22 protein-coding genes are annotated in these 21,933 nt (G+C 45.7%); 5 read left to right on the forward strand and 17 right to left on the reverse strand.

All coding sequences use genetic code 11. The annotated features are described in order from the left end of the window. Positions 1 to 289: hypothetical protein (locus tag HDC91_RS19870; protein WP_221262182.1), on the reverse strand; the 289-nt coding region annotated here is incomplete at its 3' end. Positions 290 to 623: 334 nt separating this feature from the next. Here HDC91_RS19870 and HDC91_RS12280 point away from each other — a divergent pair. Both HDC91_RS12280 and HDC91_RS12285 read left to right on the forward strand, forming a co-directional pair. Continuing rightward, positions 624 to 3,107: a M1 family aminopeptidase gene (locus HDC91_RS12280; protein ID WP_183552575.1), complete on the forward strand. Its 2,484-nt coding sequence runs from the start codon at positions 624 to 626 to the stop codon at positions 3,105 to 3,107. Positions 3,108 to 3,191: 84 nt separating this feature from the next. Further along, on the forward strand, positions 3,192 to 3,650 hold the full coding sequence (locus HDC91_RS12285) for a hypothetical protein (protein WP_183552577.1): 459 nt from the start codon (positions 3,192 to 3,194) through the stop codon (positions 3,648 to 3,650). Here the strand turns inward: HDC91_RS12285 and HDC91_RS12290 are convergent. The 16 genes from HDC91_RS12290 to HDC91_RS20185 form a co-directional block, all read right to left on the reverse strand. Then, positions 3,639 to 4,724 carry an acyltransferase gene (locus tag HDC91_RS12290; protein ID WP_183552579.1) on the reverse strand — a complete coding sequence of 362 codons (1,086 nt, stop codon included), beginning with the start codon at positions 4,722 to 4,724 and terminating at the stop codon, positions 3,639 to 3,641. The genes HDC91_RS12285 and HDC91_RS12290 overlap by 12 nt on opposite strands. A 92-nt stretch (positions 4,725 to 4,816) precedes the next feature. Beyond that, entirely contained in the window at positions 4,817 to 7,144 is a 2,328-nt protein-coding gene (locus HDC91_RS12295) for a DPP IV N-terminal domain-containing protein (protein WP_183552581.1), read from the reverse strand. Between the two features lie 129 nt (positions 7,145 to 7,273). Then, positions 7,274 to 7,969: a LytTR family DNA-binding domain-containing protein gene (locus HDC91_RS12300; protein ID WP_255476721.1), complete on the reverse strand. Its 696-nt coding sequence runs from the start codon at positions 7,967 to 7,969 to the stop codon at positions 7,274 to 7,276. Next, positions 7,944 to 9,452, reverse strand: a complete 1,509-nt coding sequence (locus HDC91_RS12305) for a TlpA disulfide reductase family protein (protein WP_183552583.1) — start codon at positions 9,450 to 9,452, stop codon at positions 7,944 to 7,946. Before HDC91_RS12305 ends, HDC91_RS12300 begins: the two co-directional genes overlap by 26 nt. Continuing rightward, entirely contained in the window at positions 9,449 to 10,939 is a 1,491-nt protein-coding gene (locus HDC91_RS12310) for a sensor histidine kinase (protein WP_183552585.1), read from the reverse strand. The genes HDC91_RS12305 and HDC91_RS12310 overlap by 4 nt, the downstream gene beginning before the upstream one ends. Before the next feature lie 143 nt (positions 10,940 to 11,082). After that, entirely contained in the window at positions 11,083 to 12,282 is a 1,200-nt protein-coding gene (locus HDC91_RS12315; RefSeq protein WP_183552587.1) for an MFS transporter, read from the reverse strand. Between the two features lie 103 nt (positions 12,283 to 12,385). After that, positions 12,386 to 12,709 (reverse strand): helix-turn-helix transcriptional regulator, encoded by a 324-nt coding sequence (locus HDC91_RS12320; protein WP_183552589.1) that lies wholly within the window; start codon positions 12,707 to 12,709, stop codon positions 12,386 to 12,388. Continuing rightward, on the reverse strand, positions 12,690 to 13,142 hold the full coding sequence (locus HDC91_RS12325) for an SRPBCC domain-containing protein (protein ID WP_183552591.1): 453 nt from the start codon (positions 13,140 to 13,142) through the stop codon (positions 12,690 to 12,692). The genes HDC91_RS12320 and HDC91_RS12325 overlap by 20 nt, the downstream gene beginning before the upstream one ends. Positions 13,143 to 13,166: 24 nt before the next feature. Next, positions 13,167 to 13,613: an SRPBCC domain-containing protein gene (locus HDC91_RS12330; RefSeq protein ID WP_183552593.1), complete on the reverse strand. Its 447-nt coding sequence runs from the start codon at positions 13,611 to 13,613 to the stop codon at positions 13,167 to 13,169. 113 nt (positions 13,614 to 13,726) lie between these two features. After that, positions 13,727 to 14,182, reverse strand: coding sequence for a DsrE family protein (locus HDC91_RS12335; protein ID WP_183552595.1), 456 nt, complete (start codon positions 14,180 to 14,182; stop codon positions 13,727 to 13,729). Positions 14,183 to 14,184: 2 nt separating this feature from the next. Beyond that, positions 14,185 to 15,213, reverse strand: a complete 1,029-nt coding sequence (locus HDC91_RS12340; RefSeq protein WP_370576829.1) for a c-type cytochrome — start codon at positions 15,211 to 15,213, stop codon at positions 14,185 to 14,187. A gap of 180 nt (positions 15,214 to 15,393) precedes the next feature. Further along, positions 15,394 to 16,527, reverse strand: coding sequence for a Gfo/Idh/MocA family protein (locus HDC91_RS12345; protein WP_183552597.1), 1,134 nt, complete (start codon positions 16,525 to 16,527; stop codon positions 15,394 to 15,396). Positions 16,528 to 16,755: 228 nt separating this feature from the next. Then, positions 16,756 to 17,184, reverse strand: coding sequence for a VOC family protein (locus HDC91_RS12350; RefSeq protein WP_183552599.1), 429 nt, complete (start codon positions 17,182 to 17,184; stop codon positions 16,756 to 16,758). Between the two features lie 38 nt (positions 17,185 to 17,222). Next, positions 17,223 to 17,714: an SRPBCC domain-containing protein gene (locus HDC91_RS12355; RefSeq protein ID WP_183552601.1), complete on the reverse strand. Its 492-nt coding sequence runs from the start codon at positions 17,712 to 17,714 to the stop codon at positions 17,223 to 17,225. A 5-nt stretch (positions 17,715 to 17,719) separates the two neighbouring features. Then, positions 17,720 to 18,031, reverse strand: coding sequence for a helix-turn-helix transcriptional regulator (locus HDC91_RS12360; protein WP_183552603.1), 312 nt, complete (start codon positions 18,029 to 18,031; stop codon positions 17,720 to 17,722). 234 nt (positions 18,032 to 18,265) lie between these two features. Continuing rightward, complete coding sequence (locus tag HDC91_RS20185) at positions 18,266 to 18,547, reverse strand: nucleotidyltransferase domain-containing protein (protein ID WP_183552605.1); 282 nt, start codon at positions 18,545 to 18,547, stop codon at positions 18,266 to 18,268. Positions 18,548 to 18,925: 378 nt separating this feature from the next. On the opposite strand from HDC91_RS20185, the gene HDC91_RS12370 reads away from it, so the two are divergent. The 3 genes from HDC91_RS12370 to HDC91_RS12380 all read left to right on the forward strand — a co-directional run bounded on the left by HDC91_RS12370 (position 18,926) and on the right by HDC91_RS12380 (position 21,924). Next, on the forward strand, positions 18,926 to 19,924 hold the full coding sequence (locus HDC91_RS12370) for an N-6 DNA methylase (RefSeq protein WP_183553478.1): 999 nt from the start codon (positions 18,926 to 18,928) through the stop codon (positions 19,922 to 19,924). Between the two features lie 90 nt (positions 19,925 to 20,014). Then, positions 20,015 to 21,061, forward strand: coding sequence for a YncE family protein (locus tag HDC91_RS12375; RefSeq protein ID WP_221262183.1), 1,047 nt, complete (start codon positions 20,015 to 20,017; stop codon positions 21,059 to 21,061). A 20-nt stretch (positions 21,062 to 21,081) separates the two neighbouring features. After that, positions 21,082 to 21,924, forward strand: coding sequence for a phosphatase PAP2 family protein (locus tag HDC91_RS12380; RefSeq protein ID WP_183552607.1), 843 nt, complete (start codon positions 21,082 to 21,084; stop codon positions 21,922 to 21,924). The last annotated feature ends 9 nt before the right edge of the window (positions 21,925 to 21,933 follow it).

Below are 21,933 nucleotides of genomic sequence, written 5' to 3' on the forward strand. Positions count from 1 at the left end.
CACGCCTTAATCTTTTCTCTTTACCCTTTTCTTCTGCAATAAAATTATTCTTATTCTCCTTGTAAACAACTCCTATACAAACATAGGATGACGTGTCGATGGGGAGTTGTGATGATGCGTCAGCAAAACAGCTTCGGGCGAAAGCGAGCAGAACGATGGTGGCCTTGAGCGGGGCAAGGGCATAGCAATACTTGCCCGAAGCGCAGGGGCCAGGTGCGAACGAAGTTGAGGCAAGATTTTGCAGCCCGTGGTTCTGCCTGCTTTGCGGGACAAATGCCTTGTGCGGCACAGAAGCCTTTTTGCTGACTTGATCTTTGGTTACTTTGTATCAAGACAAAGTAACAGCCCTCCGCGGCAATTGAGCGGACTACCGTTCATGAAAACACAACACTTTATCTGTTGTTCGTTAGCAATGGGCCGACCTTCGGTCTGTCAGGGCTCCTATTGGTATAGGGTTGGGTTATCCCTAATCATTACATATTATTAAAATACTAAAAACGCCCCCCTTTTAGGGTGAATTACTCTATAAAACCGAACATAAATATATTTTTGCAATATTAAATCCGATAAAAACTAATACTTTAGCTTTTATTATGCATGCATATCAATTAAACTATTAACATATGAAAACTCTTTACGCTGCTGTACTCATCAGCAGTATTGGCGCACTGGCCTTTAACAGCGCATCTGCGCAGCAAACCGCAGCACCGCAGGAAGATCCTGCAATGAAGATTTACCGCGAAACAACGCCAAAGATCAACGACCTGGTACATACCAAGCTTGATGTACGTTTCGATTACAAAAAACGCTATATGTATGGTAAGGAGTGGGTTACCTTAAAGCCGCATTTTTACGCTACCGACTCGTTACATTTAGATGCCCAGGGTATGGATATTAAAAATGTATCTATTGTAAAAGCGGGCAAAAATACTCCGCTTAAATTTACATACGATAGCTTAACCATTGCTATTAAGCTTGACAGGGTTTATCATAACAACGAAAGCTATACCGTTTATATTGATTATACATCAAAACCAAACGAGTTGAAAGCGCATGGCAGCGCCGCCATAACCGACGCTAAGGGGCTGTACTTTATTAACCCGGATGGTACTGAAAAAGATAAGCCAACCCAGATATGGACACAAGGCGAAACCCAGAGTTCATCGGCATGGTTCCCAACTATTGATAAGCCAAATCAAAAAACGACCGACGAGATCAGCATGACGGTTCCAAAAAAATATGTTACGCTGTCGAATGGTCGTTTAGCTTCGCAAAAGCTAAATGCCGATGGTACCCGTACCGATACCTGGAAAATGGAATTGCCGCACTCGCCATATTTATTTATGATGGCCGTTGGCGATTTTAAAATAACTAAGGATACCTGGAAAGGTAAAGAAGTGAGCTATTACCTTGAGCCTAAATACGCCCCTTACGCAAGGGATATTTTCGGCTTTACACCCGAGGTGATCGATTTTTATTCGAAAACCCTGGGTGTTGATTACCCATGGAACAAATACTCGCAGATTGTTGTGCGCGATTACGTAAGCGGCGCTATGGAAAATACCAGCGCTACCCTGCATGGCGATTACGTACAGGCTACCAAACGCGAACTGATAGATGCTTATTACAGCCAGGGCCGCAGCACTATTGTACACGAGCTGTTTCACCAGTGGTTTGGCGATTATGTTACTGCCGAAAGCTGGAGCAACCTTACCGTTAACGAATCGTTCGCTGATTTTAGCGAAACCCTTTGGGCCGAGCACAAATATGGTAAAGATGCCGGCGACGCGCACATTAACGGCGACAGGCAACAATACCTGAGCCAGCCTAACCTGAAAACCAAGGACCTGGTACGTTTTCATTACACCGATAAAGAAGAGGTATTTGACGCGGTTACCTACCAAAAAGGCGGCAGCATACTTTACATGCTGCGCAACTACCTGGGTAACGCGGCATTTTACAAAGGCTTAAATATTTATTTAAAAACAAACGCATTCAAAAACGGCGAAGCGCACCAGCTGCGTTTGGCAATGGAAGAGGCCAGCGGCCGCGACCTGAACTGGTTTTTTAACCAATGGTACTTCGGTGCAGGGCACCCTATTTTAAACATTACTTACAAATGGGATGACGCTACCAAAACGCAAACCGTTTACCTGAACCAAACACAGGATGGTAATGTATTTATTTTACCGCTGGCCATTGATGTTTACGCGGGTGGCAAAATGGACCGCCGCAAATTCTGGATGCGCAATAAGGTTGATAGCCTGGTTTTCCACTCGGCTACTAAGCCAAGCCTGGTGAATGTTGACGGCGACAAAATGCTGCTGGCTAAAAAAACAGACAATAAATCGCTTGACGAATTTGTTTTCCAATATTTTAACGCGCCGTTGTATTTAGACCGTTTTGAGGCTATTACCGCCGCCGCCAAACAACAATCAAACGCCGGGGCGCGAAAAGTGATCATTGCCGCCTTGAATGATAAGTACTACGAGCTGCAGATAAAAGCCATTAAAGCGGCTGATATGACCAACGACGATGTGCGCAACGCCGCCCAGCCAATATTAGTTAAACTGGCGCAAACCGACCCAAATACTTTAGTTAGGGCCGCTGCCATTAGTGTATTAGGTAAATTAAAGGCATCGGGACTTTCCAATTTGTTTAAAGAATCATTAAAAAGCCAGTCGTATGCGGTACAGGGCGCTGCTTTAACAGCATTAAGCCAGCTAAACCCTGCCGATGCGGTAGCTTTAGCCAAAACATACGAAAAAGACAGCGAAGGCGCTTTAACCCAGGCCATACTAATGGTATATGCAACCGGTGGCACCGATGCCCAGTACGATTATGTATACAACGCCTTTAACGAAGGTGCACCGCAAACTCAATTTAACATTATGTCGAAGTTTGCGGAATTTACCGGCCGTGTCAGCGATCCGGCTAAAGCACAAAAAGGCATTAAAGCTATTGCCGATTTTGGTGTTAAGTACAAAAAATATGGCATTGCCCCCCAGGTGGTGCAAATATTAAACGGCGTTAAAGAAAGCCGTGCCAAACTTAACGATACGGCATCGGTTGCCGCTATTGATAAGGCTGTTGCCGAATTAAAATAAACCGCGACAATAAATTAATTCTATTCAAAGCCCCTTCAAATAACGGAGGGGCTTTTTTTGTACCCCGTATTGTAGTATTATTGAATGATGAACGCAATAGTAGATATCATTAACCGCAAAACGCTGCGCGAATTGCTGGTTACATTGGATGCGGGTACGGCCCCCCTTTGGGGTAACATGACACCGCAGCAAATGATCGAGCATTTGATAGACCAGGTGCAGTACACGAACGGTACAAAAACACCAACCTGCGATGCATCTCCCGAGCAGGCGGCGGCTGCCAAACAGCGGGGAATATATACCCCCGAGCCAATACCCCGTAATGTAATATTGGGCAAGCTTCCAGATTCTCTTCTTTATCCGGATATGCGTACTGCTATCGATCAACTAATGGCCGAGCTCGAAAGCTTTGACAGCTTTTTTAAAAAGCCCGGCGTAACCGTGCTGCATGGCGGTTTTGGCCCGATGAATTATACCGAATGGCTGATATGGCATAACAAGCATTTCACCCATCATTTAACACAGTTCGGCTTAATTTCTTAGTGCCCGCTTTCGTCTTTCGGTTAAATATCTCCGCACCGGTGTATCATAAAATACCATTACCAGCCATGCCACACCTACCAGAACGATGATACCGGCTATAATAATAAGGGCTAACTGGCTGGTGCCGGGTTTGTGGCTGCTGTAATAGTTGCCGAACATCCATATCACGGCGTAATGGGTCATGTACAGCGGATAGGATATGTTACCCGAGAAGTTACACAGCGTTTTAAGCCCCGGCGACAGGGTAGCGCCCGCCCCTAATGCTACAATCAGCGGGAAATAAAAAAGCACCACCAATGGCTCGGTGATCCAAACCAAATTATTAAAAGGCATCACAAATGGCAATGCCAGCAATATGCTTAAAACGCCAAACCCCAGGTTAGATTTAATGATCCATTTTGAACGGTAAACAAGCAAGCCTGCCAAAAACGAATAAGAGATGCGGGCGCTGCCGTCCCAAAAGTTTGGGCCGCCCCACCCGCCCATGATATTGCCGGCGCGGTAAGTAACCAGGCAAAGCGCAACTGCCGATACTATTGTTAACACAAGCAGCCACCTGCGTGCTAAGCGGTAAAGTACCAGCGCATACACAATGTTGGCCACGTACTCCCAAAACAACGACCAGGCAGGGGCGTTAAAACTAAACAGGTTAAACGCGCGGTCGGCCACTACCGGGTAAGGGATAAGCAAAACAGAACTTATAAACACCAGCATGATCTTTCCGGCGCTGTATAATTCAAGATGGCCGCCGAAAGGGTCGAACAGGAAACTAAGCAGACCCAACACCGAACCCAGTATAACCAGCGGGTGCAGCCTGATAGCCCTCGACTTAAAAAACGCTATCGCGCCCATTTTACCAATACGGTCGTCATAGGCATAACCAATTACAAAGCCCGATAAGCAGAAAAAGAAATCGACCGCCAAAAAACCATGCGCCAAAAAATTTTGCGGAGGGAGGTAAACCATTTCCATAAAATGAAAAGCTACTACCGCCAGGGCCGCCAGCCCCCTTAACCCGTCAAGAATTTCGAAATGTTGTTTTGTTTTTAGTATACTGGGGGTTAGCTTTTCCATACAGCTTCAAGGATACCGAATTATAATTTTTTGAGCAAAAAAGCCTGCAACTTTCGCTGCAGGCTTACACTATTTAGTACTTATTGCAGAAATTAACGCCGGATTGCCGGCGGTTTCAGCTGGTAGTCATAAGGCGCTTCGGCCCCTAAAAGGTTCTTCACAAAATAGTCCCAACGGCGGCGCATCATATAGCCCGAGTACTGCCCGTAGCCATGCGCGCTGTTAGGAAATATCACCAGGTCGAAGCTTTTATTGGCTTTTTCAAGCGCCTCTACCACCAATAGGGTGTTGTATGGCGGTACATTGTTATCCATCATACCATGGGCAAGCATTAGCTTACCTTTAAGGTTTTTGGCGATGTTCTGGTTGGCCTGCGCATCGTAGTCGGCGTTTTCAACCAGGCCGTTATACCGCTCGGCCCAATCATCCTCGTAGTTACGGTTTTCGTGGTTGCCCGATTCCGAGATGCCCACCTTAAAGAAATCGGGATAACGGAACATAGCCGCCGCGGTAGCAAAGCCACCGCCCGAATGGCCCCATATACCAACTTTGGTAGTATCTATGGGGTATTGCGCGGCCAGTTGCCTGATGCCGGTTATCTGGTCGGGCAAGGTATTTTCGGCCATGTTGCCGTAATTCATATCATGAAAGCTTTTTGAACGCAGCGGGTTGCTGGTACCCTCTATCACAACCACAATAAAGCCAAGCTCGGCAAGCGCCTGGTGGTCGCCCCTGGAGGCCACGAATGACCAGCTGCCAACGCCCCCGCCCTGCGGGCCCGGATAAATGTAATCGATAACCGGGTACTTTTTGCCGGCATCCATTTTTGTTGGTGTAAATACAAGGCCGTAAATATCGGTAGTGCCGTCGTGCGCTTTAAGTTTAACCGGGATAGGCGGTTTCCAGCCTGTGGCAACCAGCCTGGAGATATCTGTTTTTTCGAGTGTTGCTATCAGCTTGCCCTTTATATCGCGCAGCACAGTAACAGGCGCCACATCGGGTTTAGAATAGCTGTCTAAAAAATAATTGTAATCGGGCGAAAAGTTTACAGTATGGTTACCATCTTCAGGGGTAAGCAGAGTTAAGCCCTTGCCGTTAAAGCCAATTTTATACAGGTGCGAAAAATATGGATTTCCCGGCTCGCGGCCACCTGCGGCAAAATAAAGCAAGCGGTTCTTCTCGTCAACCTTCAGCAGCTTGGTTACAACCCAATCGCCTTTGGTTATCTGGTTTTTTACTTTGCCGGTGGTAGCATCATAAAGGTATAAGTGCCCCCAGTTATCGCGTTCCGAAAACCAGATGATCTCTTTTGAGGCCGGCAAATACCGCCAGTTGATAGCACCCCAGCCAGATTCGTACTGCGTTTTAACGTTCTCTTCAAACACCTCGCGCACGGCGCCTGTACGGGCATCCGCTATACGGAACTTTTCGTTCTTGTGGTCGCGCGAGGTTGATACGAACGCGAACTCCGAACCATCATCCTTCCAGTCGGCGTCATCAAAAGTACCGCTGCTTGATATATCATCGCTCAGCGTTGCCCGGTGCGGGTCGGGCGGGATATTAAAACGGATAACCTTTGCATTGTCTACATCAACAATAACCCTTTGTATGGTAATGATCTCCTTATCGCCGGGCAGCGGATATTTCCAGGCCCTGAGGTTTGGCTTGCCCACATTGGTGGTAACCAAATACATATCGCTGGCGTTACGCTGGTCCTGCTGAAAGGTGGCCACCTTTTTTGAATCGGGCGACCACGATACAATAGGCCTGTCGCTCATTGTCCACCCCGCGTTATCTGTAGCATAGCCAAAATCCTTAACGCCATCGGTGGTAAGCTGGGTTTGCTTGTTGGTAGCAACATCGCGCACCCAAAGGTTATAATCTTTAATAAAAACGGCACGTTTACCATCAGGCGATAACACCTCGTTACCACCTCCACGCGCGGCGCGGCCGGTAAGCCTTTCGGCACGGGCAGGTTGCTCCGTCGATGTATCGGCACTTAACTGGTTGTTGGCAGGGTTGTAAGCCCACTTTTTGGCATCGGCAGTAAACAAAACCGATTTACCATCGGCCTTATAATTGATGGATTGAAAAGGCAGCCTGTTGGCATCATACGTTTTACCGGTTGCCGCTGATAAAGCACCAGCCAGCTTTTGCGCGTCGAAAGCAACGGTACGCGTTTTTTTAACCGGGTCAACTAATACGTATTCGCTGCCCTGGGCTGTATAAACCCGGTACCAGAACTTATCGCCCTGCAGCCAGTTTGGCCTTACGTTGGCGCGGTCTATAAAGGGCTCGGTGTTGTAGCTTAAAAAGCTTTCGGCATGCGCGTAATCCTTAGCGGTAAGCGGGGCATGCTGCTGGGCATTAGTGCCATAAGCCAATGCCAACGCTGTTACCGTTAGTAGGTATTTGTTCATATCAATAATATTGGTCAGTAAAATTTAAAGATACCAAGGTAAGGCAAATTACGAATTTATAAGGCAACCAAAAGTATAATGATTGTTACATACATTTTGGTATTTATAAGGTATGGCTTAACCCGGATATCATTTGCCGGCTGGCCCGAGCGAAAACTTAAAGCCTGCACTTACAGGCAGCGTCCGGCCGCCAATGTGTACCCGGTGCCGTTCGGCCTTGTTAACTTTTTCTTTATTGACGATGTACGACCGGTGTATACGCACGAATTTATCTGCGGGTAAAAGTTGCTGTACCTCGGCCATGGTAAGGCGCGAAAGCACCTGCCTGTCGCCGGTGAGTTTTAGCGTCATATAATTTCCGCCGCTTTCCAGGTAAAGCAAATCGTCAAAACTTACCCTCAGCTGCTCGTAACCCGATTTGATAAAAATGCTGGCAGGAGGATTGTCATTTTTTGATTCGCGATCAGCATTCAGCACTTCGCGTGCTTTGTTGCAGGCCTTTAAAAAGCGCGCGAAAGAGAATGGTTTAAGCAGGTAATCCACCGCGTCGAGCTCATAGCTAAGCACCGCATGTTCGGCATAGGCGGTTGTAAACACAACCAGGGGCTTTTGCCTCAGGCTTGCCAAGAGCTCCATGCCGTTAATATCGGGCATTTTTATGTCCAAAAATAAAAGATCTACCGGGTGTCCGGCCAAATGGTCAATCGCTTTAAAGGCGTTGGTAAAACTTTCCTGCAGATCAATAAAAGGCACCTTTTCTGCAAGGGAGCGGATCACCTCGAGCGCCAATGGTTCATCGTCAATTGCTACCGCCTTTATCATCATTTAAGTATCCTTCTATCTGCTTGTATAGTTCGTCCAGGTCGCTTGGCCGTTTGGCATCCGTTTTCACCAGGGCACCGTTTTTATCAAAAATAAAGTAAGTGGGATAATATTGTATTTTTTGGCCGGGTTTTAATTCATTCCAGAACGATTGAATATCCTTATTGCTTTTGCGCAGGTGCAGACCGGTTAACCCGTTTACCTTTATAAATTCGCGCCATTGGGCATCTTTAGCGTCGTCATCCATATCAAGGTACACAAAAACAACATCTTTACCTTCAAAGTGGGTTTTTAATGCAGCGTTATACTTCAACTCTTCTTTGCAGGGGCCGCACCAGGTTCCCCATATATCCAGGTAAACTATTTTACCCTTAAGCTTTTTTATCACTTCGTGGATGGATGTCATTTTTTCAAATCCATCCGCTATCACAATCTCCTTATTTGCTGCGTTTGCTGCCAATATCTTTTCCAGCTTATCTGCTTTAAGTTTAAAAGCGGGCAGGTAACCGCTGTGCGGATAATATTGCTGAAGCCCGGCAAGCAGCGGCCGGGCCTGCGGCAGGTCCTTACTTAAGAACTTCGTGTCTATGGCTTGGGCCAGCCAATGTTCGGCAATGGTTTTGTTAAACTCGTTTCTAACCAGTACCCAGTGTAAAAACGATTTTCCTTTTTGTTTGGCAATGCGGTTGCCGCTATCTATAGTTATATTATAATATTTTACAAAAGTTTGCGGGTTTTTAGCGGCATCATCCGGCAGGTCCTTAAAGGCGAGGGTTTCCAGGTAACTGATGTAGCTATTTGCAAATGCATAATATTTTGGCCCTGCAAGCAGTACCTTCGGCGCTAAAGGCGAGTCTTTGTAAATTTCAAGCACCAGGTCAAACACCTGTTTGCGCCCGGCCTTTAATACTCCTCTTGCAAAATCGTTCAGCGCTACAATTGTACTGCTCCTCACTTCTTGGCTGATCAGCTCTTTATCCGCGGCAGACAGATCACTTTGTTCAATGCGGTTCAGCTTTTCATCGCGCATAGCAAACCATTTTTGCAATACCTGCTGCTTTAGTTCGGGCAGGCTAAACCTTGCATAAACCGTATCCTTAAAAAAGAAAGGCGTCTCTTCAAGGCCAAGACCGTAAAGCAGCTTGTTTTCTTTTGCGGCGGTGCCCTTAAACCCGTTTATGGTAGTATCGGCCATGTCAATGGTTACATCGAGTGATTTACCCGGCGTAAGCAGCAACGTATGCTCTTTGCCGTTAATGTTAATGGTTGCAAACCGCTGCGTGCTGATGTTTATTGTTTTGCCAAAATAACCATTAGGGTTTGTACTAACGGGGGTGGTGTTTTCGGCATAATAACCATACACAAACGGCACGTTTATAAAAACCGAATCTGGCGGTGTACCGCCAATAACCTTACCGGTTATTTTGAACTGCGCGAAGATATGGGTTGCGAGCAAAAGCAGCAGCCCGGTTAATAACGATCTCATGACAAGTGAAGGGTTAAATGAATAAAAAAATCTTCTTTGGTTTCGCGTATTTGAAGCACATGTTTTTCGGGATAGAGCAACTTTAAACGCTGCTTTACATTGTTAAGCCCAATACCCGGTTGGTCGTTGTCCGGGTTGTTTTCTGTGCCGCCATGTCGGCTGTTATACACCTCCAGGGTTAGCTGATCTTGCTTGATTTGCAGGTTAATGGTGATGAACGACGGATTTTCAAAGCTGATACCATGCTTATACGCGTTCTCGATAAAGGGGATCAGCAGCATCGGCACAATTTGGAGTCGGCTGTCGCTATCCGCAATCTCTGTTTTTATGGTAACACCCTCTGACGATGCGATGCGGAGGTTTTGCAGATCGATATAATTGCGCAGGTATTCGATATCCCTGCTTAGCGGGATAGTTTCCCTCATGTTTTCGTGCAGCATAAAGCGCATCATATCGCCCAACTTTTGGATGCCTTCGCTGGTGCGGGCAGCGCCCTCTACCAGCGCGGTGCCATACAAGGCGTTAAGGGCATTGAACAGGAAATGCGGATTGATCTGCGACCGCAGTAGCTGCAGTGTGGCATCTGAAGTACCCAGGGCTGTTTTCAGGGCGGACAACTCTAAATATTTTTCCTGGTTTACAATATAAACCCGCCACGACACGATAACGGTAATTACCAATGGGATAAACCAATAGAACAGTACATATACATCTACCGAGAAAGATGGTACGGATTGCAGCAGGAAAGCGTTTTCGATAAAGCCGAGGAAGGCTGCAATACCCAGCAGTTGTAACGCGTAAACCACCCCGGCGTGCCGCCCGCCCTTACGGTAGCGCGGTATCATCAGATACAGGTTTAAAAAATAAATGCAGAAACAAAACGGCAATGCAAACAGGTAAAACGACCCGGCCGTATAAAAAAAGCCGGTAACGTTGGTTGCTATCAGCAGCAGTAAAATAAGCAGCCAGGTACCAACAAGCATAATTGCCTCGTGGGTTATTTGCGATGCGAGGGTTGGCCTGCGGCTATGAAGCCGGTATTGATATACAACACCGCGCCGTAACAGTAAATAAATACCGTAAACAAAAAAGGCTATCGCAGCTATGTCGAATCCCCTGCTTACAAACCTGGTAGCGGATAAGTCTGCATTACCATACTGCAGGTATATCCAGCTGCCCAGATAGCTTTGAACCGAAAAAATGATACCGGTAATAACAAAAACGACAAGCATGATGGTACCAGCGGCTAAGTAACGCTTTGCCCGCCAAAACCGTGGGATAACATAAAAATGAACAGCTAAAAAAGCGACATATAAAACAGCTATAGCTGCCAGGGCAGGCAGCAAAGTATAAAAGAGCATCTGGTTGCCGGTGTACCCGCTATCATCAGCAACATTGTATTGGCCAAGGCCCTGGTAAAGCCTGCTGAAGAAGATGATGGCAAAACAGGCGGTAGCTATCCAGAATTCTATTTTATTGTACTTCATCGTCGCGTTTATTTGATGCAAGATTAGTTAGCCGCCGTATATCCATAAAATAAATGTGACGAAGCACGCAAAATATGTGCTGGATAAGCCCCACGAGTGCTGAGCGCGAATGGTACTATACCGATAGACAGGATTATAATATTTTACGAAGCTGAACTGCTGCTTTGTGAGTGCCGGTCGCCAAAAACCAAGAGCACGGTTATAATGCCTATCACAAAATAGCTGATTACAAGCGGGAACACACTTTTCACCAGCAGTTGACTGATCACGGAGCCTAAGGTCGACCCTATAAAAAAGAAAATGGTGCCATAAACTGCTGAGGCCATCCCCGCCGTTTGGCCCATTGGCTCCATAGCCAGGGCGCTGCTATTAGGCTCAATGGCCAGGTTAAGCGACATTAATAGCGCTATTGCAATAAAAAAGACCAACATATCCGGCCGGCTTTTAGCCATCACCGTGATGATCAGTAACACGGTAGCCACCAGGAGATAAATGAACAGAAGTGCCCTAATGGTTCGCCTGGCTCCAAACCTGGACGACAAATAGGAGTTGAGGAAGGTGCAGCACGACATCAGGAAACCCATACTGGCAAATATTGCAGCAAAGGCTTTTGGTTTGCCATAAATCTCTCCAACTATATGCTCTGAACTTGCCACATACGAACTTAAAGCCGTAAAAAGCGCGGTAGTAATGGCAGTGTACCTTAAAAAAGCGCGGTTACTTAAAACCCTACGGATGGATTGAACAAGGCTTGCCCACCGTAGCGAGTTGCGCAGGTGGCGTGGCAGCGACTCCTCCAGTCTTAACGACCATAAAAACACAATAACAGCAAATAATGGCGGCGTTAGCATTACCATTTGCCAGGATGCTACAGACATAATAGCGATACCCAAAAAGGGCGCAAACACCGGCGTGCACAAAAAGATGGTAAAAATAAGTGACATGGTGCGCGCCATCTGGTCGCCAACAAACCGGTCGCGCACGCCCGCGATGGTCGTCATGAAAACCGATGAAGCACCTACGCCTGCTACAAAGCGTGCAGCGCACATGAGCGGTAAGGTGGGGGCAAAGGCTGCGGCTATCCCGCTAACGATATATAACGGAAACCCTATTCGAAGGATAGCCAAACGCCCGAAACGGTCTGAAAGCGGCCCGAAAATAATTTGAGCCACCTGCCCCATGAAAAAGAACGAGATAACCTGCGCTGTTGCGGTTGATTGCGGCGGCAAGCCAAAATGCCTGCGCAGCTCGCCAAACGCCGGCAGCATAATATCAATTCCCAGGGCTGTAAGCATCATGGTGCATGCGCACAGGGTGATAAACTCGGCAGGTTTCATTTTCATGTTGCCTGTAAATATATTATTATTATTAAATCCCCAAAAAGGCCCCGCCCCTCATGTTTTTATCCAAGTTTGAGCAGCTAACAGCATAATTGTACGCGCCGATTTAGTGAGGTGATTTTTTGTTTAACAGCACCTCCAGGTTTTTCAGCTTAGATTTCCAGAATTCATCGAAATAAGCCAGCCAGCTTTCCAGTTCCTTAAAGCCATCCTGTTTAAGCGTGCAATAACGCTCGCGGCCAATATCCGTCATCGAAATAAACCCCGAATTATGCAATATCTTCACATGTTTTGAAACCGCGGGGCGGCTCATATCAAAATGCTCGGCCAGGCTATTGATAGACAGGCTATCTGATGACAACAGCATCAGCATTTTGCGCCGGCTTGGGTCGCCTATCACCTGGAACACATCAAGCGCCGGTACTGCCATGTTCTACCGGGTTTAAAAGGTTATCAATATTTTGCAGTTTTTCCACCCATCCGTGCAACAGGCCGTTATAAAAGTCAAGGTTCTCCTTTTTAGCAAAGCCACGATGGTCCAGAAAAACCTGTGTGCCGTTTTCGCGGGACTCCAGTCGCCAGGTAACCACCGATTCCAGTGTGATCTTACCATTGCCCGGCCCGCTGCTCCAGGAGTAGCTTAGTTTTTTTTTCGGCACTATTTCTAATACCCTGCAATGAAAAATGCCGTCGAAGTCCAGGCTGGGTATGGGGCCTGTCCTGAACTGAAAGCTGCGGCCTACTACCGGCTCAAAGTCGTTCTTCATGAGCCATTGTGCCATAAGGTCGGGTTTGGTCAGATACTGCCAAACGGTAGCTGCCGGATGGGCATAAAAAAATTGATGTTGAATGATCTGTTCCATAATATTTTAGTTTTTGATTTATGTTTAGTTGATTGCTGCCAATGCTGTATCCAGCCGGCTTATTAACCGCCTGCCTATTTTGAGCCAGCCTTTGTTCATGATCAGGTAAGGTAAATAGTTCTTCAGCCCCCTGAAACCGCTATGCTCCAGGCGCAGGATGGTGCCATTATCCTTTGGTGTAAGCGTCCAGGTCACTACGGAATCGAGTGAGGGCTTATCCTTCGACATGCCGCCCTTCCACGAGTACACCAGCTTTTCGTTGGAGACAATTTCCAGCACTTCGCAATAGATTGTGCCGTCGAAACCTATCGGGATCTTAGGCTTGGTTATAAACCTAAACTTGTGTCCCTTTTCCAATTTAAAATCACTTGGCATTAGCCATTGTGCCAAAAGATCAGGCTCCGTCAGGTAGGTCCAAACATCAGCCGGTGCGTGGGCGAAGAAAAATTCATGTACGATAGCTCTTTCCATAATAGGTAACTTTAAAGTTACCCAAATGTATAGGTAACTTTTGAGTTACGCAAATATTTTTTAAAAATTACGCGTAAATGGGTCAGAAAAACCCGGAAAAAAGTCAGGAATTTTTAAGGATGCACCACCGCCCACCCATCGTATTGCCTCAGGATGATCTCGCCATTCCCGCTTGGCACAAATGAGATAAAGGGAAAAAGTTCGGCTTTATCTATCTTCCGTTCTCGGAGGGTGTTATTGCATTGGGCCAGTATAACTCCCTTGGCTTTCAGCGCCAATAGCAGGGGTTCGTAGGCGCTGTTTTTCATATAAACGGCCGTGCCGTCGCCAAAGGCTATCAGTTCGAGGTGCAGTTTGCCGGCAAGGCGGGGATCTTGCAGGGCATTGGCCATATTGCGGAGGGTACCCCTTATCCGTTTATCATCATTGGAGTTAATGATATACAGCGCGTTATAGCTTTTTAAGGTAGCCTTAGCGCCCGTAAATGTTGTATCCGTTTGCGCGAATACAGCTGATTGTGCAAAGCTAAGAACGATTACTATCGCTAAAATTAAACTATGTTTTTTCATATTTATTTGTGCTTATGGGCTGCCTTTATGGGTGCAAAGGGGCCGTATTTATGTTGTTTTTCGCTAAAGTTATCCGCGTAAGGGCCAAACGGAAAGTCAATGGGTTTGGTATGCAGGTTTTGCCAATCCTGGTGCTGGTCTTTATGAGGGCGCGGCTGTGAGTTTATAAATGCTGCCACGTTCCAGGCTTCTTCATCGGTAAGCCGGGGGTTTTGGTAAGTTGCCCCAAAGGGCATATTATTTTTTACAAACCCGGCCAGGTTGCTGATGCGGTACATTCCGGCGCCATCATTATAGCTGTGATTTCCCCATAACGGCGGATAGGTGTACGATATTTTGTCGGGTGACAGGGTGCCTTGGCCGTTTTTGCCATGGCATTTCTGGCATTTAGCTACAAATACCTGCCGGCCCTTAAGCGGGTCGGCTGCATCGTCCATAAAGGCAAGCCTTTCGGTAGCGCTGCCAAATAACTTTTGATCTTTTTTTACCCCCTGCCCTATCCACTTCAAATACGCCAGCATAGCTTTCACCTCTCTTTTGGTGGTATCTGGCGATGTACCACCCAGGCTGCGCTCAAAACAATCAACAATGCGCTGTGCTGGCGGCTGGTTCTTGCCCGACCGCTGGCTTATTTTGGGGTAGCCGGAAATGAAGCCCGCGTAATTATTGGCGAAAAGCCTGCTGCCGCCGTCCAGGTGGCAGTTTTGGCAATTCATGCCGTTCGAAATGCGGGCTATGCTTCCCTGCGGACCAAAATATTTAGCAGTATGCATTAATACTTCGCGGCCATAGCGGATCATTTCACCGGCATTCCCAGGCGGAATAGTGTTTACGGCGGGCGCTTCCCAGGCATCAGCAGGGATCGTACGCCGTGCAGTGCCGGCAACCGCACTTACTTTTACTGACGCGGTATCAACACCTCTTACTGCTTTACCCTGCCCATTATGGCTGTTAAAAAATGCGGCGTACGCGGCCCAACATACCATAATGGTTAGCGCTATTATCAAAATATATCGTATTCGTTTAGCCACTATTTCGCTCTGTTGGTTTGTATCAATTAACAAACGCTTTTAATTTACAGGCAATATCGCAAACTTCAGATCAGTATCCGTAATTATTTATGACAAAGCCCCATGCCGGAACAAAGGGCTTAAGGTATACCGGCTAATAAGCGGTATAAGGTTAAATATATCATCCAACAAATAGCACAATTACTGCGAAGCCAGCAGCGCAATTTTCAGCCCTTCATAGGCATCTTCAATACTGATGGCAAGCTTGTGATCCTTATCCTCTATCTTTTTGATAAGGTCGATTAAGATAGATTGTACGCATTTACCATAAACCTGCCCCTTGGTTTGCCGGATTTCAAAGGTACCTGATACCATTTCTTCTACATCGTAAGCTTCACCGCCGCAATATATCGCATCATCGTTAGTAGCGGCGGGTGCCTCTGCACCCCATCCCTCAGGCCGCGATACATCGCGCAGCTCAGATAAAGCGTTAGCCTGTGTTACCGTCCAGCCGGGAATGCTGCTCAGCTGTTCTTTAGTTTGCCCGTTAACCATTGCCTTAATCGTTCCCTTCATAGGCATCCAGCCCTCAATTTCAATCCGGGCAAGGTCATAAGCCAGGTGTATGGTGGTTTGCTCAAAAAGACCCGGGCCCGAAAAAGCGTGGTAATAGCTGGCAATAAGCCCCTGGTTGTATAATACCAGGGCAGCAACCCGGTCGCGTTGCTGCTCGTTACGGCTATGCGAGGTCCCATACACCTCGGTATATTGCTGGCCGGCCAGCGCATTAATAATGTCAAAAAAATGCACGCCATGCTCTACAAAAATACCGCCTGACAATTCTTCTTTCCAAAACCAGTGATCGCGTGGTAAAGCCGCGTCCTGCGCATAATTGTTAACAACCGCGTGCCTTAGCTTCCCAAAAGCGCCGCTTTCACCCAAAGCCATTAAACTACGGACAATAGGGTTATAGCGTATCATATGGTCAACTGTGATAACCATACCGGTTTCCTGCTGTGTATTTAAAATTTGCTGCGCTTCCTCATCAGTAGTTGCCACAGGTTTTTCGAGCAGTACATGTTTACCCGCTTTCATGGCCTCGCAAGCCATTTCGGCATGCAGGCCAGGCGGGGTAACAATGCTTACAATATCTACCTGCGGGTCGTTAACCAGGTCCTTCCAGTCGCGGTATGTGCTGCAATTTTCAAGGTCGGCAAATTTATCGTGCGGGTCGGCAACGGCAACCACTTCTACGTTCGCCAACTTAGCCCACCAATAGTGAAGGAACTTACCAAATCCGCCGTAGCCAATGATACCTATTTTGTACTTTTTCATGCTGTGTCAATTATTTCAATACCGTTTAATGGCTGTAAAACCATGCTGAAATAACAACACCCGAATTGGATAGTTTTAACTACAAGGTAAAAAAATATCGTTACACTAACTATTGTAAACATTGAAATCACCGGCTAATTTCCAAAAAAAGCCTGCTATCAGTAAGAGCAGGCTTTAAAATAATATAAAAAGCGTAAAAATTGCCGCTTTCTTGTTTGCAAATCGCTGTTATAAATTAGGGTCAAATTCCACGATCCATTCAATACCATACTTGTCCCTGAACATGCCGGCGTACGTACCCCAGGGGCCGTCACCGATTGGGCCTTCAATCGCTCCGCCTGCCGATAATCCGTTGAATATTTTATCGGCCTCTTCCCTGCTTTCTGCGCTTACCGCTATTTTAGACCTGTTCTCGTTCTCGTTTACCCGCCCCATAAACCCGGGTACATCGTTAGCCATTAACGCATTGTTTTTGCCTATGGGTAAAGCAATGTGCATTATTTTGTTAGCCTCACTTTCCGGAACCTGAAATTCGGCGCTTGCCAGGTCACTAAAGCGGATGATCTTTGTGAATTCGCCGCCAAAAACTGATCTGTAAAAAGTGAACGCTTCTTCGGCATTTCCGTTAAAGTTGATCCATGGGTTAATTGCTCTCATAATTTTTATTGTTTAAATGGTTATTTTTATTTGTGTTTTTATGATAAGGTGGCCAACAGTTCCTCCAGGTTTTTCAAGGTAATGGTGAAACCGATCTTGAAGCCTTCTAATAATTTTTCGAGCCGCTCAAACGATTCATTATAAATAACAATGTCTACTCTGGTAACTCCATTTTGTTCGCTGAAGTTATAATCCCAGTCAGATCCCGGCAGCTCGCGGTTTTCATCCTTATCCGAGAAGGCGTTGTACATTTTAAAATTGGACTTTGGTGTGATAGAGGTAAACTCTTGAACCGCCCAACGCTCCTGTCCGTCGGGGCTTATCATCGCGTAAAAGCGCCGGCCGCCTTCCTTAAAGTCCATATACTTGGTTTTGGCGCGCATTGGTGCAGGCGCACCCCATTGGTCAAGCAGTTCGGGTTTGGTAAAGGCATCCCATACCAATGATAACCCTGCGTTAAATTCTCTGGTGATGTATACCGTTTTGGCTGCCTTGTCAACGTTAAAATCAAATAGTAGATCGTTGCTCATTTTTTCTATTCTTTTATGGTTGTTAATAATTGGTCGAGTTGATTAAATTGAGTTTCCCAGCTTTGCCTGAACTGGGCTAACCAGTGGTCAAATTCCTGCATCTTTTTGGCATTAAAGTGATAATAAATCTCCCTGCCGCTTTGCTCCGGTTTAATCAGATCACATTCTTGCAGTACCTTAATATGCTTAGATACTGCCTGCCGGGTCATGTCAAATTTTTGGGCCATGGCATTTGGCGTCAACGCCTGAATGGCAACCAGCGTTAAAATTGCCCTTCGTGTCGGGTCGGCAATAGCTTGAAATATGTCCTGTTTCATATTTAAATTCTAAATAAGCAACCTGTTGGTTGCAAATATATATGCAACTTTTTAGTTGCGCAAATTTATTTGCATTTATTTTTTAATAGAGGATACGGGTATGAAGCAGATAGTTCCCAAAAAACAGCCCGATAAAAACCTGATTATCAGGCTATTGTATTTGAATTTGCGAAGAGGGAGGGATTACAGACAAAACTTAATATCATTTTGACCTTTTGCATTTGCTAAAGTGAATTACTGTAGAAATTCAAGCATTACACATTTTTGTAGTTCGATAAAATTCGTCTCAATTTGCTCTTCCCGAAGCATAAAAATTAAGTGGATGGGAAGATAATCAATATTGCTTAGCAATCGCCTGATTACATTTGGTTGCCATTCTTCATCATAAACTATCAGCAAATCTATGTCATTGGGGTTCGTGTTTGAACGTGTAGCCGAACCAAAAGCAAAAATGGACATAGGCTGGAGATTTCGCTCAAACTGACCACCTGATTCCGATTTAAAGTGACCACCCATTCCGGTTTCAAATTGACCAGGGTATTCCGGATGAAACTGACCACCTTTTTTTGCAGATATTCTATAAACACTGGCTGTCCGGATTTAAATGCCAAATGCAGTCGCCGTATGAACGAGCTGATTAGAAGCCTCATTGTATATGCAAAGTTGCACTATAAGGCCTCTATTAATGCGGTAAACGGCCATCACTAGGGAGGGATATCCGGCAATTACCTTACGTATAAAGCTTCGAAAAAAATAAAGAGGTTATAGCTGGAGCAACACCAGGCTAAATAGAAATTGGTAAATAATTATCTTTGTTTATGCTGCTAAACCATAGGCTGCATTTCTTTGCCAGCAAACAGGTGGTCAGTTTTGCCACGGAACAGAGTGTAACATATCTCCGAAACGCCCAGTAAGACTATTGCCGACCCCGCGTGTGGCACGGGTGGCTTCTTTTTGGCCGCTTATGACTTCATTGCCGACACGAAAAATTATGAGCTTGATAAAGAGCAAAAGCAATTTTTAAAATACGATACCTTCTTCGGTAACGAGATAGTAGCCGGCACCCGAAGGATGGCCCTTATGAACTTGTTTCTGCATAACATTGGTGATACAGATAGCGATAACAATATTTCCCCTGCTGATGCACTGATAGCTCAAAGCAATACCACTTACGATTATGTTTTAGCTAACCCGCCATTCGGTAAGAAGAGTAGTCAAACGTTCACCAACGAAGAGGGAGAACAAGAGAAAGAAGACCTTACTTATAACCGCCAGGATTTCTTTGCTACTACAAGTAATAAGCAGTTGAACTTTGTGCAGCATATCCGCACCATGCTAAAAACCACCGGCATGGCTGCAGTAGTATTACCCGACAACGTTTTGTTTGAAGGCGGGGCCGGAGAACTCGTAAGAAAGAAGATTTTAGAAACCACCGACCTGCATACCATTCTGCGTTTACCTACCGGCATATTCTACGCTAATGGTGTAAAGGCAAACGTGATATTCTTTGATGCCAAGCCATCGGCAAAAGACCCATGGACAAAAGAGATCTGGTACTACGATTACCGTACCAATGTACACCACACCCTTAAAAAGAACCCGCTAAAGCTGGAAGACCTGCAAGATTTTATTGATTGCTACCAACCGAACAACCGCCACACCCGTAAAGAAACCTACAACGCCGAAACCAACCCCGAAGGACGCTGGAGAAAGTTCAGCTACGATGAGATTGTCGGTCGCGATAAAACCAGTTTAGATATTACCTGGCTTAAAGATAAATCACTTGCTGATTTGGACAACCTACCGGATCCTGACGTTTTAGCCTTAGATATCATGGAAAACCTGGAAGCTGGGCTGGAGAACTTTAGGTCGATCATTAAGCAGTTGAGGTAAATGCAGTTTCAGTGGGTATTTGTTACTTAATTTGAAGATTATCATTTAAAAAATTATCCAATATTCCTACAGAATGGCATGGTAAATAGCATGAAAATTATCATCATGCTAAATTCCAACATAATTAAAGCGTTTACCCTTTTAGGTATTGCACTTACATCACTAAATGCATCGGCTCAAACTAAAACCGGATTGCACATCTTAAAAAAACATTCTATTACAAGCAGTGGTGGTTGGGATTATGTTACTGTTGATGCCGCTGAGAAAAAAATCTATGTATCTCATGGTACACAGGTTAATATTTTAAGTACTGCCACAGGTGATTCTATTGGCGTTATCCCAAACACAAATGGTGTGCACGGTATAGCCTTGGTTAAAGGTTTAAACAAAGGCTATACAAGTAATGGACGCGATAACAGTTGCACCATCTTCGATTTAAAAACCAATGTCGTGGTTGGTAAAATTGCCGTAGGTACTAACCCCGACGCCATATTTTATGATGAATTCTCTAAAAAGGTTTACGCATTTAATGGCCGTAGCAGCGACGCTTCAGTTATCGACCCGGCTACCGATAAGGTTGTTGCAACCATCCCACTTGGCGGTAAACCGGAGACCGGCGTGTCTGATGGCAAGGGTAAGATCTTTGTAAACTCCGAAACTACCAACGAGGTTGTGGTTATTAACGCTAATAACTACAAAGTTATAGCCCGTTATAAAATAAACGAAGGTCATGAACCGTCGGGCTTGGCTATTGACAAGGTTACCAACCGTTTGTTTATAGGCTGCGGAGGCAATGCCATGCTTGTTGTAATGGATGCCGCCAACGGTAAAAACTTGGCGAAGTTTAAAATAGGCGATTGTGACGGTGTTGCTTTTGACCCGGCTTTGAAACTGGCTTACACATCAAACGGAGACGGCAATATATCGGTTATCAAAGAGGTAAATGCCAATAAATTTGTTTTTATAGAGAATATTCCGACTGAAAAAAGCGCCCGCACTATAGGTATAGACGTGCTTACCCATCACCTGTTTTTACCTGCCGCGCAAATGGAGGCTACACTGCCGACAGCAGCAAACGCAAACCCGCGCCCGCATATGATAGCCGGCTCATTTCACATAATCGAGATCGGTAAATAAATATCCCTAACATCTGTACATTGAAGAAAATTATCTATCTTTTACTTTGCTTTGCAGGTTTAAGTGCCTCAGCACAAGTAACCGACACTACTAAGAAAATAAATATTGCGGACACCTTAAAAAAAGACCTTTTTACCGCACCCGATACCGTTAAGCATTTACGAAGTAAAAGTTGGGCTTTGGTGCCGCCATCAGTGCTGGTGGCATATGGCGCAAGCAATTTCTTTTTTAAGCCGGTAAGGCGCCTTGATGTAAGCATCAATAATGATATCATGGAAGATGCGCCAAACTTTAAACATCACCCCGAAAACTTTTTCCAGTTTACCCCGGTAGTTTTGGTTTATGGGCTGAACCTGGTAGGCGTGCATGGTAAAAATACGTTTATAGATCGTACAATGATCTTCGCTATGGCCGAAGTGATGATGAGCTTAACAACTTTCGGTATTAAAAAGGTAAGTCACAGGCTTCGTCCGGATGGCTCTGACTATTATTCGTTTCCATCTGGCCATACCGCAAACGCGTTTTTGGGTGCAGAATTTATGGCGCAGGAGTTGGGCGATAAATCTTTAGCTTACAGCGCTATAGGTTACAGCTTCGCAACTGCTACCGGCATCCTCCGCATGTACAACCGCGACCATTGGTTTAGTGATGTTGTTGCCGGCGCGGGTTTCGGTATCCTCTCTACAAAAGCTGCTTATCTGCTTTATCCGTACATACGTAACCGCTTGTTTAAAGCGGGCCGCGAGAAAGAAGATAATCGGGACGTACCTGCTGAATTAAAGAAAGAGCCTAAGACAAGTTCAATTCTGTTACCATCTTACAGCCAGGGTTATTTAGGAATGCAGTTTTCAATGCAGTTTTAATCTATTCTT

Source organism: Mucilaginibacter sp. AK015 (assembly GCF_014200785.1).
GTDB lineage: Bacteria > Bacteroidota > Bacteroidia > Sphingobacteriales > Sphingobacteriaceae > Mucilaginibacter.